This is a genomic window from Rhizobium sp. SL86 (genome assembly GCF_026672545.1).
In the GTDB taxonomy this organism is placed as follows: Bacteria; Pseudomonadota; Alphaproteobacteria; order Rhizobiales; family Rhizobiaceae; genus Neorhizobium.
Genome location: NZ_JAPPRJ010000001.1, coordinates 2,370,092 through 2,388,214 on the forward strand (window position 1 = coordinate 2,370,092; position 18,123 = coordinate 2,388,214).

The 18,123-nt window shown below is 61.9% G+C and carries 12 protein-coding genes; 5 read left to right on the top strand and 7 right to left on the bottom strand.

The features are described 5' to 3' along the window. The first annotated feature begins 275 nt into the window (after window positions 1–275). The 3 genes from gltB (at window position 276) to OU993_RS11635 (ending at window position 7,273) form a co-directional block, all read left to right on the top strand. Window positions 276–4,991, top strand: a complete 4,716-nt coding sequence (gltB, locus tag OU993_RS11625) for a glutamate synthase large subunit (RefSeq protein ID WP_268157193.1) — start codon at window positions 276–278, stop codon at window positions 4,989–4,991. Between the two features lie 181 nt (window positions 4,992–5,172). Next, window positions 5,173–6,627: a glutamate synthase subunit beta gene (locus tag OU993_RS11630; protein WP_268157195.1), complete on the top strand. Its 1,455-nt coding sequence runs from the start codon at window positions 5,173–5,175 to the stop codon at window positions 6,625–6,627. A gap of 73 nt (window positions 6,628–6,700) precedes the next feature. Further along, on the top strand, window positions 6,701–7,273 hold the full coding sequence (locus OU993_RS11635; RefSeq protein WP_268157197.1) for a nucleoside 2-deoxyribosyltransferase: 573 nt from the start codon (window positions 6,701–6,703) through the stop codon (window positions 7,271–7,273). A 20-nt stretch (window positions 7,274–7,293) separates the two neighbouring features. On the opposite strand, the gene OU993_RS11640 is transcribed toward OU993_RS11635, so the two are convergent. Then, the gene (locus OU993_RS11640) at window positions 7,294–8,475 is read right to left on the bottom strand and encodes an SGNH/GDSL hydrolase family protein (RefSeq protein ID WP_442792909.1); all 1,182 of its coding nucleotides are present in this window, start codon (window positions 8,473–8,475) and stop codon (window positions 7,294–7,296) included. Window positions 8,476–8,524: 49 nt separating this feature from the next. After that, the gene (locus tag OU993_RS11645; RefSeq protein WP_442792951.1) at window positions 8,525–9,691 is read right to left on the bottom strand and encodes a lytic murein transglycosylase; all 1,167 of its coding nucleotides are present in this window, start codon (window positions 9,689–9,691) and stop codon (window positions 8,525–8,527) included. Between the two features lie 258 nt (window positions 9,692–9,949). Here OU993_RS11645 and galU point away from each other — a divergent pair, with 258 nt between their 5' ends. Continuing rightward, window positions 9,950–10,831: a UTP--glucose-1-phosphate uridylyltransferase GalU gene (gene galU / locus OU993_RS11650; protein WP_268157203.1), complete on the top strand. Its 882-nt coding sequence runs from the start codon at window positions 9,950–9,952 to the stop codon at window positions 10,829–10,831. A gap of 70 nt (window positions 10,832–10,901) precedes the next feature. On the opposite strand, the gene OU993_RS11655 is transcribed toward galU, so the two are convergent. Continuing rightward, entirely contained in the window at window positions 10,902–12,521 is a 1,620-nt protein-coding gene (locus tag OU993_RS11655) for an outer membrane beta-barrel protein (RefSeq protein WP_268157206.1), read from the bottom strand. A gap of 125 nt (window positions 12,522–12,646) precedes the next feature. Here OU993_RS11655 and OU993_RS11660 point away from each other — a divergent pair, with 125 nt between their 5' ends. After that, window positions 12,647–13,642: a KpsF/GutQ family sugar-phosphate isomerase gene (locus OU993_RS11660; RefSeq protein WP_268157207.1), complete on the top strand. Its 996-nt coding sequence runs from the start codon at window positions 12,647–12,649 to the stop codon at window positions 13,640–13,642. A gap of 6 nt (window positions 13,643–13,648) precedes the next feature. On the opposite strand, the gene OU993_RS11665 is transcribed toward OU993_RS11660, so the two are convergent. From OU993_RS11665 to OU993_RS11680, 4 genes are all read right to left on the bottom strand, one after another. Next, window positions 13,649–14,110, bottom strand: a complete 462-nt coding sequence (locus tag OU993_RS11665) for an NfeD family protein (RefSeq protein WP_268157208.1) — start codon at window positions 14,108–14,110, stop codon at window positions 13,649–13,651. 3 nt (window positions 14,111–14,113) lie between these two features. Next, window positions 14,114–15,139, bottom strand: coding sequence for an SPFH domain-containing protein (locus OU993_RS11670; RefSeq protein WP_442792910.1), 1,026 nt, complete (start codon window positions 15,137–15,139; stop codon window positions 14,114–14,116). Between the two features lie 143 nt (window positions 15,140–15,282). Next, window positions 15,283–17,226: a methyl-accepting chemotaxis protein gene (locus tag OU993_RS11675; RefSeq protein ID WP_268157210.1), complete on the bottom strand. Its 1,944-nt coding sequence runs from the start codon at window positions 17,224–17,226 to the stop codon at window positions 15,283–15,285. A gap of 71 nt (window positions 17,227–17,297) precedes the next feature. After that, entirely contained in the window at window positions 17,298–17,909 is a 612-nt protein-coding gene (locus OU993_RS11680) for a hypothetical protein (protein WP_268157213.1), read from the bottom strand. Window positions 17,910–18,123 lie beyond the last annotated feature (214 nt).

Below are 18,123 nucleotides of genomic sequence, written 5' to 3' on the forward strand. Positions count from 1 at the left end.
GCGCAAGCTTTGTGTGGCGACAGAATGCGTCTGTATCGCCTTTCTTTTTCCGTTTGAACACCTTGCGCGCGCCGGGGATTTCTGTCATAGAAAATCAGGAACTAGGACAGCCTTCCTGTCCTAATCTTGAGAAAAAGACCGCAGAAACTGTTAACCTTTACCTTGAAGGTTGCTGTCGTCTGCGGTTCACTTGCGCTGTGTAGAGAGATGCGGGCGCCCCGGTGCCCTGTCCTTAAACCTTTGCCCGCCCCGGCGGCCGATAAGGAGAATGATTGATGACGAAGGCTGAAAGACACCATGGCGCCGAAGGCGAGACCGTGAAAGCCGTCATTCCGGCTCGTCCGTCTTTCCCCGGTCTGCCGATGGCGCAGGGTCTCTATGATCCGCGCAACGAACACGATGCCTGCGGCGTCGGTTTCATCGCCCATATGAAGGGCCAGAAGTCGCACCAGATCGTCAAGGACGGCCTGTTCATACTGGAAAACCTGACGCATCGCGGTGCCGTCGGCGCCGATCCGCTGATGGGCGATGGGGCCGGCATTCTCGTGCAGATCCCGGATCGTTTCTTCCGCGAAGAGATGGCGAAGCAGGGCGTGACCCTGCCGAAGGCCGGCGAATATGCGGTCGGCCACATCTTCATGCCGCGTGACCCGGAGCAGATCGAGCACTTCAAGAAGGTGATCATCGAAGTGGTTGCGGAAGAGGGGCAGCAGTTCCTCGGGTTCCGCGACGTGCCGGTCGACAACTCTTCGCTTTCGAAGGCGCCGGATATTGCGGCAACCGAACCCTATCACTGTCAGATCTTCATCGGTGCGGGCCGCGACGCGGCGACCAACCATGACTTCGAGCGCAAGCTGTTCCTGCTGCGCAAGGTGATCTCCAACCGCATCTACGACCAGTTCGGCGGCCAGGAAACCGGCTTCTACCCGGTGTCGCTGTCGTCCTCGACCATCGTCTACAAGGGCATGTTCCTCGCCTATCAGGTCGGCGCCTACTACAAGGACCTGTCGGACCCGCGTTTCGAAAGCGCAGTCGCTCTCGTGCACCAGCGTTTCTCCACCAACACCTTCCCGTCGTGGAAGTTGGCGCACCCGTACCGCATGGTCGCCCATAACGGCGAAATCAACACGCTGCGCGGCAACGTCAACTGGATGGCAGCGCGCCAGGCGTCGGTCTCCTCGCCCTTCTTCGGCGATGATATCTCCAAGCTCTGGCCGATTTCCTACGAAGGCCAGTCGGATACGGCCTGCTTCGACAACGCGCTCGAATTCCTCGTGCGCGGCGGTTATTCCATGGCGCATGCCGTGATGATGCTGATCCCGGAGGCCTGGGCCGGCAACCAGTCCATGAGCCCGGAACGCAAGGCCTTCTACGAGTACCATGCCGCCCTGATGGAGCCGTGGGACGGACCGGCAGCCGTTGCCTTCACCGATGGCAAGCAGATTGGCGCGACGCTCGACCGCAACGGTCTGCGTCCGGCCCGTTACGTCGTCACCTCCGACGACCGGGTGATCATGGCGTCTGAAGCCGGCGTTCTGCCGGTTCCGGAAGAGACGATCATCAAGAAGTGGCGCCTGCAGCCCGGCAAGATGCTGCTGATCGACATGGAAAAGGGCCGCATCATTTCCGACGAGGAAGTGAAGAGCGAGCTTGCCACCAAGCATCCGTATCGCAGCTGGCTGGATCGCACCCAGATCATCCTGGAAGACTTGAAGCCGGTTGAGCCGCGCGCGCTGCGCCGCGACGTGTCGCTGCTCGATCGCCAGCAGGCCTTCGGTTACACCTCGGAAGACACGCGCATCCTGATGTCGCCGATGGCGACGACCGGCCAGGAAGCCATCGGCTCGATGGGCACCGACACGCCGATTTCGGCGATGTCGTCGAAGTCGAAGCTGCTTTACACCTATTTCAAGCAGAACTTCGCCCAGGTGACGAACCCGCCGATCGACCCGATCCGCGAAGAACTCGTCATGAGCCTCGTGTCGTTCATCGGCCCGCGCCCGAACATTCTCGACCATGAAGGCATGGCGAAGGCCAAGCGCATGGAAGTGCGCCAGCCGATCCTGACCAATGGCGATCTCGAAAAGATCCGTTCCATCGGCCACATGGAAGACCATTTCGATACCAAGACGCTCGACTTCACCTATGATGTGGAGCGCGGCGCCGAAGGCATGCCGGAAATGCTCGACCGTCTGTGCGAACGCGCGGAGGCGGCCGTCAAGGGCGGCTACAACATCATCGTGCTCTCCGACCGCCAGATCGGCCCGGACCGCATCGCGATCCCGGCGCTGCTGGCGACGGCTGCCGTGCACCATCACCTGATCCGCAAGGGCCTGCGCACCTCGGTCGGCCTCGTCGTGGAATCGGGCGAGCCGCGCGAAATCCACCACTTCTGCTGCCTTGCCGGTTTCGGTGCCGAGGCCATCAACCCGTATCTCGCCTTCGACACGCTGACGGACATGCATGCCCGCGGCGAATTCCCGAAGGAAGTCGATGCGAACGAAGTGGTCTACCGCTACATCAAGGCTGTCGGTAAGGGCATCCTGAAGGTCATGTCCAAGATGGGCATCTCGACCTACCAGTCCTATTGCGGCGCGCAGATCTTCGACGCGATCGGTCTCGCCTCAGAGCTGGTCAACAAGTATTTCTTCGGCACCGCCACCACCATCGAAGGTGTCGGCCTCAAGGAAATTGCCGAGGAAACCGTTGCCCGCCACATGGCAGCCTTCGGCAAGGATCCGATCCTCGCGTCGACGCTCGATATCGGCGGCGAATATGCCTATCGCATGCGCGGCGAAAGCCATGCCTGGACGCCGGATGCGGTGGCCTCGCTGCAGCACGCCGTGCGCGGCAACAGCCAGGACCGCTACCGCGAATTCGCCGCGATGGTGAACGAGACCGCGCTGCGCATGAACACCATTCGTGGCCTGTTCAAGATCAAGTCGGCGGAAGAGGCGGGCCGAAAGCCGGTCTCCATCGATGAGGTCGAACCGGCGGTCGATATCGTCAAGCGCTTCTCGACGGGGGCCATGTCCTTCGGTTCGATCAGCCGCGAGGCGCACACGACGCTCGCCATTGCCATGAACCGGATCGGCGGCAAGTCGAACACCGGTGAAGGCGGCGAGGAAAGCGATCGTTACCTGCCGCTGCTCGACGGTTCGATGAACCCGGAACGTTCGGCCATCAAGCAGATCGCGTCGGGCCGCTTCGGCGTGACGACGGAATATCTCGTCAATGCCGATATGCTGCAGATCAAGGTGGCGCAGGGTGCCAAGCCCGGCGAAGGTGGCCAGTTGCCCGGCCACAAGGTGGACGCGACGGTCGCCAAGACCCGTCACTCCACGCCGGGCGTTGGCCTCATCTCGCCGCCGCCGCACCACGACATTTATTCGATCGAAGACCTGGCGCAGCTGATCTTCGACCTGAAGAACGTCAACCCGACCTCCGACATCTCGGTCAAGCTGGTCTCGGAAGTGGGCGTTGGAACGGTTGCCGCCGGTGTTGCAAAGGCACGCGCCGACCACATCACCATTGCCGGCTTCGACGGCGGCACGGGGGCATCCCCGCTCACCTCGCTGAAGCATGCGGGTTCGCCTTGGGAAATCGGCCTTGCCGAAACCCAGCAGACGCTGGTGCTGAACGGTCTTCGGTCGCGCATCGCGCTGCAGGTCGATGGTGGCCTGAAGACCGGCCGTGACGTCATCATCGGTGCGCTGCTCGGGGCCGACGAGTTCGGTTTCGCCACCGCGCCGCTGATCGCCGCCGGCTGCATCATGATGCGCAAGTGCCATCTGAACACCTGCCCCGTGGGCGTTGCGACCCAGGACCCGGTCCTGCGCAAGCGCTTCAAGGGCACGCCGGAGCACGTCATCAACTACTTCTTCTTCGTGGCGGAAGAGGTGCGCGAAATCCTCGCCTCGCTCGGTTTCACCAAGCTCGACGAGATCATCGGCGCCTCGGAACTGCTCGAGAAGGATGAGATGCTGGCGCACTGGAAGGCCAAGGGTCTCGATTTCTCGAGGATCTTCCACAAGGTGGAAGCGCCGAAGGAAGCAACCTACTGGACCGAACGCCAGAAGCACCCGATCGACGACATTCTCGATCGCAAGCTGATCGAAAAGTCGATGCCGGCGCTGGAAAGCAAGGAATCGGTCGCCTTCGAAGTGCCGATCAAGAACGTCGACCGTTCGGCCGGCGCGATGCTCTCCGGGGCGCTTGCCAAGCGCTGGGGTCACAAGGGGCTGAAGGACGACACGATCCATGTCACGCTGCGTGGCACGGCCGGCCAGTCCTTCGGTGCCTTCCTCGCCCGCGGCATCACCTTCGATCTGGTGGGCGACGGTAACGACTATGTCGGCAAGGGTCTTTCGGGTGGCCGCATCATCGTGCGCCCGCCGGAAAACTCGAAGCTCGCCGCAGAGCACTCCATCATCGTCGGCAACACCGTGCTCTACGGTGCGATCACCGGCGAGTGCTATTTCCGCGGCGTGGCCGGCGAACGGTTTGCCGTGCGCAACTCCGGTGCGATTGCCGTCGTCGAGGGCGTGGGTGACCATGGCTGCGAATACATGACGGGCGGCATCGTGGTGGTGCTCGGCGAAACGGGCCGCAACTTCGCAGCCGGCATGTCGGGCGGCGTCGCCTATGTGCTGGACGAAAGCGGCGATTTCGCCAAGCGCTGCAACATGGCGATGGTCGAACTCGAGCCGGTGCCGGAAGAGGACGAACTGCTGGAGAAGCTGCATCACCATGGCGGCGACATCATGCACAAGGGACGTGTGGACGTTTCCGAAGACATGACCCGCCACGATGAGGAGCGCCTCTACCAGCTGATCTCCAACCATCTCCACTACACGGGCTCCAACCGTGCCAAGGAGATCCTGGATCGCTGGAGCGAGTACCGTCCGAAGTTCCGCAAGGTCATGCCGGTCGAGTACCGCCGTGCGCTGGAGGAAATGGAACGCATGCGCATGGGCGTTGCGGCGGAGTGATGCGAAAGGGACGTATAGTCCACATCGGAACGGCCGTTGCACTTGGTGCGGCCGTTCCAACGGTCGCCGCGCTGGTCAATGGTGCGCTTGTTTTAGAATTCGTGGTGCTGGGGCGGTGATCGGTTTCGCCTGCTGGTACTGGGGGCCGCAATGGCCGCCTCTGTGAGCTGAGGAAAAGAAAATGGGCAAGGTTACGGGTTTCATGGAAATCGACCGGCAGGTGGCGAAGTATCAGCCCGCCTCTGACCGTATTCGCCATTTCCGCGAGTTTCTCATCCCGATGTCGGATGCGGAAGTCACCAAACAGGCGGCGCGCTGCATGGACTGCGGCATCCCCTATTGCCATGGTCCGACGGGCTGCCCGGTGCATAACCAGATCCCGGACTGGAACGATCTCGTCTACAACAACAAGTGGGAAGAGGCGATCCGCAACCTCCATTCCACCAACAACTTCCCGGAATTCACCGGCCGCGTCTGTCCGGCTCCGTGCGAGGAAGCCTGCACGCTGAACCTCGAAGATGCGCCGGTGGCGATCAAGACGGTCGAGCAGGCGATTGCCGACAAGGCCTACGAGCTTGGCTACATCGTGCCGCAGCCGGCGACCGTGAAGACCGGCAAGAAGGTGGCCGTGATCGGTTCGGGTCCTGCCGGCATGGCGGCGGCGCAGCAGCTGGCCCGCGCCGGCCACGAGGTGCATGTCTACGAGCGCGAGAGCAAGGCCGGCGGCCTGCTGCGTTACGGCATTCCGGACTTCAAGATGGAGAAGAACTTCATCGATCGCCGCGTCGAGCAGATGACCGGCGAAGGCGTGACCTTCCACTACGGCGCCAATATCGGCGTCGATATCGCCATGCAGACGCTGCTCGACGAGCATGATGCCGTCATCTATTGCGGCGGCTCCGAGACACCGCGCCCGGCCGGCATTCCCGGTGTCGACCTGCACGGCGTTTACGATGCGATGCCGTATCTCGTGCAGCAGAACCGCCGCGTCGGCCGCGAAAACATCGAAAGCGTCGGCTGGCCGGCCGAGCCGATCCTCGCCGGTGCCAAGCATGTCGTCGTCGTCGGCGGTGGTGATACCGCATCGGACTGCGTCGGCACGGCCTTCCGTCAGGGTGCGGTGAAGGTCACCCAGCTCGACATCCGTCCGATGCCGCCGGAAAAGGAAGACAAGCTCGCCGTCTGGCCGTTCTGGGCCACCAAGATGCGCACCTCGTCCTCGCAGGCGGAAGGCGCCGTGCGCGAGTTCCAGGTGGCAACGCTCGAATTTGTCGGCGAAGACGGTCAGCTGACGGGTGTCCGCTGCTGCCAGGTCGATGAGCGCCGCAAGCCGATCGCCGGCACGGATTTCATCATCAAGGCTGATCTCGCCTTCATCGCCATCGGTTTCTCCGGCCCGTTCCAGGATGGCGTGCTGAAGGATCTCGGTGACAAGCTGCAGCTCAATGTCGACCGTCGTGGTTCCACCAACGTGGTTGCCAACGAAAAGGACTACAAGACCTCGGTCGACAAGCTGTGGACGGCAGGCGACGTGCGCCGCGGCCAGTCGCTGGTCGTCTGGGCGATCCGCGAAGGCCGTCAGGTGGCACGCGCGGTGGACGAGGCGCTGATGGGAGCAACCGTGCTTCCGGCCTGAGACATAACCGCAAGATCGGCCCGGGAGACCGGGCCGAACCCGTCTCTGCATGAATTTACCGGACAAACGGCCCATGACCTTAAAACTCTATCTCGCCGGGCCGGAGGTTTTTCTCCCCAATGCCCGCGATATCCTGGATGCCAAGGCGGCGCTGACCCGCGCACATGGCTTCGAGCCGATCTGCCCCGGCGACATTTTCATCGAGCCTGCGCCGACGCGTCATGAATTCGGCCTGAAAATTAGTGCTGTTGACGAAGGCATGATGAACCGTGCCGATGGGGTGATCGCCAATCTGACGCCCTTCCGCGGCATTGCGGCAGATGTCGGCGCCGCCTTCGAGCTTGGTTATATGTGCGCGCAGGGCAAGCTGGTGGCGGCCTATACGAATGTCACGGCCAATCATTATGCCCGCACGTCCGGCTTTTATGGCGGCGAGGTGCGCGAAGGTGCCGATGGCCGCAAACGCGGGCCGGATGGCATGTCGCTCGAAGATTTCGACATGATCGAAAACCTGATGCTGCATGGTGGCATCGAACGCCGCGGCGGCTTCATTGCCATCCACGATGCGGCCGTCAAAGATCTCTACACGGATCTGACTGCCTTCAAGGCCTGCCTTGCGGCTCTTGCGGAGCGTGCCGCGGCCTGAACCGATAGCATCACTGACGGCTAATTGCTGTTGGTGGCCGGGTTGATCCGGTAATTGTCGATGCGTCCGACCGGCGGGTCGGGCAGCTTACCCTTGGTGAGCAGCAGATTTCGCGGCGAATCCGGTGCGCTGACCGGTGGTGCGGCCGCGCCGAGAAGACTGTCGCCGCCATCCAGTTGCGGGTCGGAGAGGCTGATGGGCTGGCTGGGGACAGTTGCGGCGGCCTCCGGCGGCAGGCTGGTGATGAGCGGCAGGTTGCCGGCATCAAGCCGGATCAGGTCGCCTGCATCAAGCCCGCCCAGGTACCGCTTGGCGACCTTTTCCACGTAGAAGGCAAGCTTGCGTTTGCCGGCTTCGGTAAAGCCGATGCCGTCCGCGCTTCTCAACCGCACCTGCTGGCCGTTGATGTCCGAACCGGTGATGATGAACTGGCCGTCTTCGTTGACGAAGCCGTCCCAGATATCGATGAATTCTCCGCCGGTCTTCTCGACCGTCTGCCGATAGATGCCGTTCAGCGTCACCGCATCGGCCGACAGGGACGAGGACTGGAAGGCTGGCAGGCCGACCCAGAGAAGCGGCAGCTTGCGGTCGCTGACGATTGTCGCAAGTTCCGTCACGCGGCGTTCGTATTCCTTCAGCCAGGCCTCGGTTCTGAATTTTTCGCTCTCGCCGCCGAACGTCATGGTCTGGCGGTCGTTGGCGCCAATCATCAGAACGACGACGGCGGGTTTCACCTCATCGAGCAAGCCGGGCAGCGTGCCCGGCCAGTCGAAGAAATCCTGCCGCACCAGACCGGAGGAGCCGGAACTTTCCTTGACGACCACAACAGAGGGGTCTTCCGCGAAAGCCAGTTCGAGGCCCGTTCCGATGCTGCCTGCGGTGAAATCACCGACGACCAGCACCTTGCGGGCGTTTTCCAGCTTTTCGACGGCCGGTGTCTCCACCGGCGCTGCGATGGGGTTTGCCGGACGTGGTGTGCGGGGAGAGGCAGATGGCTGCCGCATGCGCGGCCGCCGCTGTTCCATCTGGATGATCGAACGATCGGCACGCGGCGGACGACGTTCTCCAAACATCATGTCGAACAGCGTCCGGCGTTCCTGGGAGATGGCAGGCGCGATATCCCCGAGAACAAAAAGAAGCGCGCAGAGCCAAACTGCTGCACTGCGCATTCCCCGTCGGCCGGCCGCCATCATCTGCCTCATCCTGTCACGCTTTGCCTGCGACCCCTATGTGTCGCACGTTTCGACATCGTCAATTGCGCAAGGCTTTCAGCAACGACTTTGACGGCTCGCCGGTGTTCTCCATCCCGAGACGGGCCTGGATCGCACTGATCGCCGCCTTCGAACCGGAGCCGAAATTGCCGTCGATCTCGCCGTCATAATAACCGAGTTCCTTGAGACGGCTCTGCAGTTCGAACTTTTCGCGGATGTCGAGCGTGCCGTTCGGTCTCGGCCACGCCTGAGCCATGCCGCCAAAGCCGGCGATCTCGTCGGCGAGAAGGCCGACGGCGAGCGCATAGGAATCGGCCGCGTTATAGCGCTTGATGACAAAGAAGTTCTTCAGCATCAGGAAAGCGGGGCCATTGCTGCCGGCCATCAGCTTCAGTTCCGCCCGATCGGAGGGACGTGGGAAGTCCTTGCCGTTCGGCCGGGTAAAACCGAGCGCTGCCCATTGCGACAGGGTCTTCGTCTGGCCGGCATACCGTGCCGCGCCGGCCGGAAGGACTGCCTCGTAACCCCAGGTCTTGCCGCCTTCCCAGCCGTTCTTCGACAGAAGATTGGCCGAGGTCGCAAGCGCGTCCGGGATCGAACTCCAGATGTCGCGCCGGCCATCGCCGTCGGCATCCACCGCATAAAGCAGGTAACTCGTGGGAATGAACTGGGTATGGCCCATGGCACCGGCCCAGGAGCCGGTCAGGTGATGGGGCGTGACATCGCCACTTTGCAGGATCTTCAGCGCGGCGATCAGCTGCTTGCGGGCAAAGCTGGCGCGTTTCGGATCGGCCCAGGCGAGTGTCGCCAGCGCTTGCGGCACATGGTGCAGCCGGTCCCGGTTTTCCAGCACGGCGCCGTAGTTCGATTCCATCGACCAGATGGCGAGCAGGATATGTTTGTCGACGCCGAAATGGTTTTCCAGCGCCGCAAGGGTACGGCCATGGCGGGCAAGCATTTCGCGGCCGATGCGCACGGTGTAGGGGTTGACGCGCGAATCCAGGTAATCCCAGATCTGCGACTTGAATTCCGGCTGGTAGCGCGCCTTCTCCAGAACGTCCGGATCGGGTCCGTTAACGCCCGCGAAGGCCTTGTTGTAGGTCGATCGGCTAATGCCGCTCGCCGAAGCCGTATCGTAGAATTTGGCGACCCATGTCTTGAAACCCGTATCCGCGCGGGCATGTATCGGACTGGTCGCAACCATCATGGCGGCGATCGCGGAGAGCGCGAAGCGATGCGAATGGAAAAATTTCATCAGCAGTCGTGTCCCTGGTTCTTTCCGTCTCAACAATGCCAGGATCGCAAACGACATCCCTGGCGTCACGACAGGGTAGACCGGGAGTTGTCAACAATTTCTTTACCATAAGGACACGCTTCTGTCATTGTTTGTGAAGTGGTAGTGATTTGTCGATTAGCGACTATGGTGCAGTGCACCACAATGATTGTTTGTGCTTAGGAGGCATGAGTGGGACAGAAGATCCGTAAAGCCGTTTTTCCTGTTGCAGGTTTGGGAACCCGCTTCCTGCCTGCGACCAAGGCAGTTCCGAAAGAAATGCTGACGGTCGTTGACAAGCCCGTCATTCAATATGTCGTCGATGAGGCCGCTGCTGCCGGCATCGAGCATTTCGTTTTCGTGACCGGTCGTGGCAAGGGCGTCATCGAAGACTATTTCGACATCCAGTACGAACTCGAGCAGATGCTGCGCGAGCGCAACAAGAATGCTGAACTGACGCTTCTCGCCGATCTTCTGCCGAAGGCCGGAACGGCAAGCTTCACGCGCCAGCAGGTACCGCTCGGTCTCGGACATGCCGTCTGGTGTGCCCGCGACATCGTTGGCAACGAACCCTTCGCCGTGCTCCTGCCGGACATGATCATGGCGTCGGAGAAGAGCTGCCTCAAGGGCATGGTCGAGCTCTATGAAAAGACCGGCGGCAACGTGCTTGCGGTCGAAGAGTGCGATCCCTCGCAGGCCCACAAGTACGGCATCGTCGGCATGGGCGACAAGGTCGGCACGGAAGGCTTCAAGATCACCGAAATGGTCGAAAAGCCGGCCAAGGGTACCGCGCCGTCGAACTTCTTCATCAACGGCCGCTACATCCTGCAGCCGGAGATCTTCAAGATCCTCGAAACCCAGGAGCGTGGCGCCGGCAACGAAATCCAGCTGACCGACGGCATGCTGGCGCTTGCCAAGAGCCAGGACTTCGCCGCTTATCATTTCAAGGGCGAGACCTTCGACTGCGGCGCTAAGGATGGTTTCATCCTGGCTAACCTCGCCTTTGCCCTGAAGCGCGACGATATCCGTCCGCTGATCGAAGGCCCGCTGAAAGACATCACCGCGAAGCTCTGAATGCTTTACGGTCTCGAACGACACAAAGCCCCGCGGTTTTCCGTGGGGCTTTTTGCTGCGCCGACGGGTCTTAGCGGCGCAGTGTCAGGCCGACACCGGCGCGGATGACCTTGCTGTCCTCGCCGCTTGCATTGTCGGTATGCTCGTAGCCGACATTGGCAGTGACGTCGAAATACCGGTTGATGTTCCAGATCACCCCGGCACCCACCTGCCAGTTCAGCTCGTTGGTGGACGTCGGGAAGTCGCGAAGCGTTGTCGATCCGGTCAGGCGTCCCGTCAGGTCGTCGAGAATCTGTTGTGAGAGACCCGAGGTCAGCTGGTACTCCACCCAGCCATTGGCGCCGGCGGAGGTTGCATCCTGCACCGTCGTGCGCAGGGTCGAATCGATGGTCGTGCCGCGTCTTGGTGACCAGGCGAGATTGCCGTCGACGGTAAAGGCATCGATCGAGGACAGGCGGGAGTCCTCGTAGTCGACGATCGCATAACCAAGCCCCAGTTCGCCGCGCAGTTTTTCGCCGAGATCGAGCTGAATGCCGCCGCGACCGCCGTAGCTGTAGGAGGAACGGGCGTAACCGGACGCATCACGATCGGAATCGTAGACGGCGCGTCCGAGCGTTGCCTCGATGAACGGAATGAGGGCAGGTGAGAGTTCGTAACCCAGCCGCAGCCGTCCCTGATAGGCGGTGCGATCGCGGTCCGCGAGGCTGAGGTTTCTTCCGTCGCTCAGCTGTACGTCACCGTAGGTGGTGCGGGTGAGGGCAAGGGCGGCGGTGCCACGTAACAGACCGGCATCCCGTTCGATCGCGGCACCTGCCGTATAACGATCGACATCGGCCTGGTTGAGCGCGTTGGCCACCGCATTCGGATCGTTGGCATCTTCCCGTTCGAAGGCATAACCCGCGGTCAGATTGGCGATCGTGTCGTCGGCGAGGTCGAGCCGCAGGTCGGCGTTGATGTTGGCCTGCGGTTCCGTCGCGCCGCTGCCGCTGATGTTTCTCTGGTACGTTCCCTCACCAGTCACGGTCAGCGCATGGCGGGCCCAGTCGGAGCGCAGTTCCCAGTTGCCGGTGGTTGCCAGATAACTGCGTCGGGTTTCGGTGCCGCCGCGGCGGGTGGTTTCGGTATTGATGCTCTGGTTGACGCTCGGCCGCAAGGTGAAGCTGCCGAGACGCAGGCCGAGGCCATCGTCCGTGCGGGCCATGGCGGCCTCGCCGGCATCGATCGGCGCTTCCGCTTCGTTCTGCGGCGCTTCGGTCAGCCGGGTCAGATCGTCGGCATTGAGGCTGTCGGCGTCGTTGAGTGGCGTTCCCTGCAGCATGCCCGTCCCGCGCAGGGCCGTCGAGCCAGCGGTCGTCGTGGCGCTTGTGCCTGTCGTCGTGCCGTAAGGATCCGAGACCGATGCATCGGTGTCATCCGTGCCGTAGACGGATGTCGCATTACTGGGGGCGGAACTGCCGTAGGTATTGGCGGTGGTCGTGCGATAGGCGCTGGAGCCGGAGGTGCGTGTGCTGGTCGAGGACGCGCCCGCCGTCGACGCCGTCGAAGCGGGATAGGCGCTGCTGGACGCGGAACCGGAGGTCAGCGTCTGGGCCGGCAGGGTCTGCGGCAGAAGGACCGTGGACGCCAAAAGCAGGGCGACCGGCCCGAGCTGCCGGGCAGGGTGTCTGCCGGTGGAAATCGTGTTGATCATTCGGTCTGCCTGGCCGCGCGAAAATGCTTACCCAAACGTAAAGCAGCCTGGTTAATGATTGGTTGAGGAAGCTGCGGCGGAAGGTGCGATGGACTTTTGCGCCGTTGCGCGTTATCGCTCCGCGCATGACGAACACCGCCCTTTCGACTGAGCCCTTCGACCCTATCCAGTCCGCCCTGCGGACGATCGCGATGGAAAAGCGCGGTCTGGAGGCATTGGAAACAGCCCTGCAGAACGGACTCGGCGATACCATGCGCCAAGCCGTGGACCTGATTTCCAGGACCACCGGCCGTGTCATCGTCACCGGCGTCGGCAAAAGCGGCCATATCGGCGTGAAGCTCGCGGCGACCTTTGCTTCGACCGGCACACCAGCCTCCTTCGTGCATGCGGCGGAAGCCAATCACGGCGATCTCGGCATGATCGCCAACAATGATCTGGTGATTGCGCTCTCGAAGGGCGGCGAAAGCGCGGAACTGCGCAGCATCGTTGCCTATACCCGCCGCTTCTCGATCCCGCTCGTTTCGCTGACCTGCACCGCCGACTCCACGCTCGCCCGGGCGTCCGATCTCGTTTTTCTGCTGCCGAACGAGCAGGAGGCCTGCCCGCATGGTCTGGCGCCGACCACCTCGACGCTGATGCAGCTTGCGATCGGCGATGCGCTGGCGATCGCGCTTCTGGAGGCGCGCGGCTTTACGGCGACCGACTTCCACACCTTCCATCCGGGCGGCAAGCTGGGTGCCAGCCTGACCCATGTGAAGGACATCATGCATACCGGAGACCGGCTGCCATCGGTGGCGCGCGGCACTGCCATGCCTGAGGCGGTCTCGACGCTGTCGCACAAGCATTTCGGTTGTGTGCTGGTGCTGGAGGAGGACGGCACCCTGGCCGGTATCATCACCGAAGGCGATCTTGCTCGCAACCTGACGCGCAATCTCGGCGAACTGGTGGTGGACGACGTGATGACGAAGACACCGAAGACGATCGGACCGGAAACGCTTGCAACGGCAGCGCTTGCCTTCCTGCAGAAAAACAGCATCGGCGCGCTGGTGGTCGTCGATCAGGCGAATCGGCCGCTCGGCCTCGTGCACTTCCACGACCTGCTCAGGATCGGTGTCGCCTGAACCGGTTCAGACCATCGGCTCGACAATCAGTTCGCTGCCCGTCCATTCCGCGACACGCACCTTCATGCCGGCCGGCAGATCCGGGCCGCTGACCGACCACCAGGTATCGTCCAGCCGGATGCGGCCGCGGCCGTTGCTGATCGGATCGGCCAGCACGGCGGTGCGCCCGACCAGGCTTTCGCCGCGACGGTTGAGGAGCGGCTGGTCACTGTCCGCGTCCGGCCGGGCAAAATAACGCCGTCCGGCAAGCGTAAGGATGACGGACAGGACGGCGAAGACCAGCAATTGCAGCTGCCAGCTCCAGGCCGCCAGATCCCAGACCAGCAGTGAAATGGCGCCGACGATCAACGCCGCAAGGCCGATCCAGACCAGGAACACGCCCGGTGCTGCGAGTTCTGCCGCCAGCAGCAGCAGACCGATGATCCACCAGCTCCACGGTCCGAGATTTCTGATGAGTTCCGCGATCATCGATCAGCTTTCCGGTCTGTTCGGATCGAACGGATTGACGTTCGGTGTCGTGCGTGGCGGCGTGGAACGGGGCGGGGTGACACGGCGGGTGGCGGTGGCGGCGGAATCTCCACCCTCGCCGAAGACTTCGCGAGCAATGGCACCGATGCCACCCAATGAGCCGATCAGCGACGAGGCTTCCATCGGCATCAGCACGATCTTCGAATTGTTGGCAGTGCCGATCGCCGCCATCGCTTCGGTGTATTTCTGTGCCACGAAATAGTTGATCGCATTCACGTCGCCGGAGGCGATGGCGTCGGAGACCAGCCGGGTTGCATTGGCTTCCGCCTCGGCCAGACGTTCGCGTGCTTCCGCCTGACGGAAGGCGGCTTCCCGTTCGCCTTCGGCCTGCAGAACGGCGGCCTGCTTGGCGCCCTCGGCGCGCAGGATGGCGGCGTTTCGTGATCCTTCCGCTTCCAGAACCTGGGCGCGCTTTTCGCGTTCGGCCTTCATCTGCCGGGCCATGGCCTGGACCAGATCCGTCGGCGGCTGGATGTCCTTGATCTCGACGCGGGTCACCTTGATGCCCCAGGGCTGAACCGCCTCGTCCACCACCCGCAGCAGGCGCTCGTTGATCACTTCGCGGTTGGAGAGGAGTTCGTCCAGATCCATTGACCCCATCACCGAGCGGATATTGGTCATGGTGAGGTTCTGGACTGCGTTTTCCAGATTGGCGATCTGATAGGCCGCCTGAGCGGGGTTCAGCACCTGGTAGAAGGCCACCGCATCGGCCGAGACGCTGGCATTGTCCTTGGTGATCACTTCCTGCGTCGGCACATCCAGAACCTGTTCCATGACGTTCATGCGCGAACCGACGCGTTCGATGAACGGCACGATGAGGTTCAGGCCAGGGTCAAGTGTGCGCGTGTAACGGCCGAACCGTTCAAGCGTATAGCGATATCCCTGGGGAACGATCTTGATCCCGGTGAACAGGACCAGGATGACGAAGACCACAAGGGCGATGACGACGATATCGAGACCTGCAAGCATGATGTCCTCCGCAGCGAGCGTGTGCCGTTCGGCCCGCTTCTGTTAACATCGGGAGTCAACCGCGTCTTGACAAGGTCGATACAAAGAAGGCGGCGCGGGGATGCCGCGCCGCCTATGGCAAGATGAGCCGGATTGCGCCGTTCTCAGAATTCTTCCCAGTTGTCTCGTGCCACTGCCGTGTTGCCCACGGTGCGGGCGGGTGCCGCCGGCCGTACGCTGCGCTGAGGTGCCGCCATCGATGGGGCGGGTGCTGCCATGGCGCGGGCCGTCTGGCGAAGGGCCGCGGATTGTGCCGTTGCACCGCCCTCGATCCGGAACTGGGAGATGAGTTCGCGCAGCTTGGCGGCTTCGTTGGCAAGCGCTGCGGAGGCTGCGTTCGATTCCTCGACCATCGCTGCGTTCTGCTGGGTCGTCTGGTCCATGGCGTTGACGGCCTGGTTGACTTCCGAAAGGCCGGTTGCCTGTTCCTTGGCGGAAATGGCGATTGCATCCATGTGGGTGTTCATCTCGATGATGAACGTGCCGATGGTGCGCAATGCCGTGCTTGCCTGGCGAACCAGATCGACGCCGCCGGCGACTTCCGAGCTGGAGTTCTGGATGAGCGCCTTGATTTCCTTCGCGGCATTGGCGGACCGTTGTGCCAGTTCGCGCACTTCCTGGGCGACGACCGCAAAACCCTTGCCGGCTTCCCCGGCGCGTGCGGCCTCGACACCGGCGTTCAGCGCGAGCAGGTTGGTCTGGAAGGCGATCTCGTCGATGACGCCGATGATGTTCGAGATCTGCTGCGAGCTGTTCTCGATCCGCTTCATCGCCTCTTCGGCGCGGCCGACGACCTCGGACGAAGCGTTGGCGGACGAGTTTGCCTGCGAGGCCACGCGGCGCGCTTCTTCCGTCCGTTTGGTGGAGTTCTGCACGTTCGCCGTGATTTCCTCGACGGCAGCGGCGGTTTCCTCAAGGGCTGCAGCCTGCTGCTCGGTGCGCTTCGACAGATGGTCGGAACCATTGGCGATTTCGCGGGTACCCGTCTCCATCGTCTCGATGCTGTTGTTGATCGCAGACAGCGTCTGGTTCAACTGACGGACCGACTGGTTGAAGTCGTGGCGCAGGGGTTCGAAGTCTGCGGCGAAGGCTTCGGTCAGCTGGAAGGCAAGGTCGCCCTCGGCGAGCCTCTTCAGGCCCTGGGCAAGGCCGGAGGTGGCGACGCGCAGGCGTTCTGCTGCATCGTTTTCGGCGCGCTGCTGGGCCGCAATGCGGTCGGCTTCCGCCTTGGCGCGGTTTTCTTCCGCTTCCGCCTGCAGACGCTGGTTGGCAAGAGCTGCCTCGCGGAAGATCTGCATGGCGTCCGCCATCCGGCCGATCTCGTCCTTGCCACCCTTGTCGATGACGACGTTCAATTCGCCATTGGCAAGGCGCGTTGTGGCATTTGCCAGGCGGCCGAGCGGACGGGAAACGAGCTGGAAGTTCAAGAGGCCAAGCGCAATGGCAGCCGTCGCGACGACGAAGGAGGCGAACAACGAGATGAACTCGACGGTGCCCAGTGCTGTCATCTGCTGGGTGTAGGCATTAGAGGCGCTGGCCTGGATGTCGGCCTTTACCACCTGGATTGCGGAATTGAAGTTCTCCAGCAGGCGCGCGCCCGTATCCGTCAGTTCGAGAGCGCGTGCCATGTCGACCGTCATCGGGTCACGCATCAGCTCGATCTGTCGGGCAATGACCTGGGTGCGCCAGGATGAGACGGCGGCCAGTGCCTCTTTCAACTTGGCGAGATCGTTCGGCACTTCCTTCGCAACGAGGGGCTCGAGGGAAGCGGCCTGCTTATCGATGAAGGCGCTGACCTTCTGGTATTCTGCGAGGAAGTCACGGTTCCCGGTCAGCAGGAAACTTTTGATCGCGAGATTGGCTTTGGTGATGGAATCCACAAGCGTTGCAGTCTCACCGACAACCACCGTCAGTCGCTGGTTCTGCTCGACCAACGCCGTCGCGGTCGTCGAACGCATGTAGATGAAGCCCGATGCAACGATTGCGATGATCGCCAGAATTCCAAAGGCGACAAAACCCTTGGTACTGACGGACAGATTTTTGAGCATGGTTGGCCTACCTTGAAAAGGTGCGTTGAATAGCTGGACGCCCCCACCCAGCTATTCTTCGCATGTCGATATTAAGCGCCCGGCGTCGAACGCCGCGCGAGTTCGGTCAGGTTCATTTCAACTGTGACTGCACCAATGGACTTCTTCGTCTTCGGATCGACCACCGTAAAGCTGACTTGGCCGCGCCAGATCTTGGCGTCCTTGTCCCACTCGGGCTCATCGATAAACATCGCATCGCCTGATACGTTGAAGGTCTTCTTGAACTTCGCCTCGTCACCCTGCCAGAAGTCGCTTGTGACGGAGCTCTGGCCGACATTGAGGCCGTTCTTGTCCATCACGAAGATTTCGGCATAGAGGCCGAGCGAACGGCCCTGGATACGCGACAGGTAGACCGACAATGGGTTGGACAGCGTTGCCGCAATCAGAGGCTTGTCGGCGCTTTCACGCTCTGCCCGCCACTGCTTGTCCAGCGTGTCGATCTGCTCCTGCTTGAGGTCGGACAGGCGACTGTTCTGCGCTTCGATCGAGAGACGTACAATCTCGCTGTCGATGAAGCCGCGAATTTCCTTGATCAGATCCTGTGTAACGAGCGCAGTCGGATCGAGCTTTGCCGGTTCCGAATGTGCAACGGATACGCCCGTGCTCAGCATCAGCGCAGCAAAGTAGACTATCTTGTGGTTCATGTTTTTTCTCCCTTCATTCGCTACTTTAGGCTGGACTGATTAATTTACCGTGAATACAGGAAATAGCTGGTGTAATTTTGTATTGAAATACAACTGCTTAGCGGCGTTTGCCCAATATTTGTGCGCAACCTTTCAATTTCGGCGGGAGCGACAGACAGCATCCGAAACGGTGTAAGTCTCTGAAATTGCGACAGATGAATTGGCGTTGCTCTTG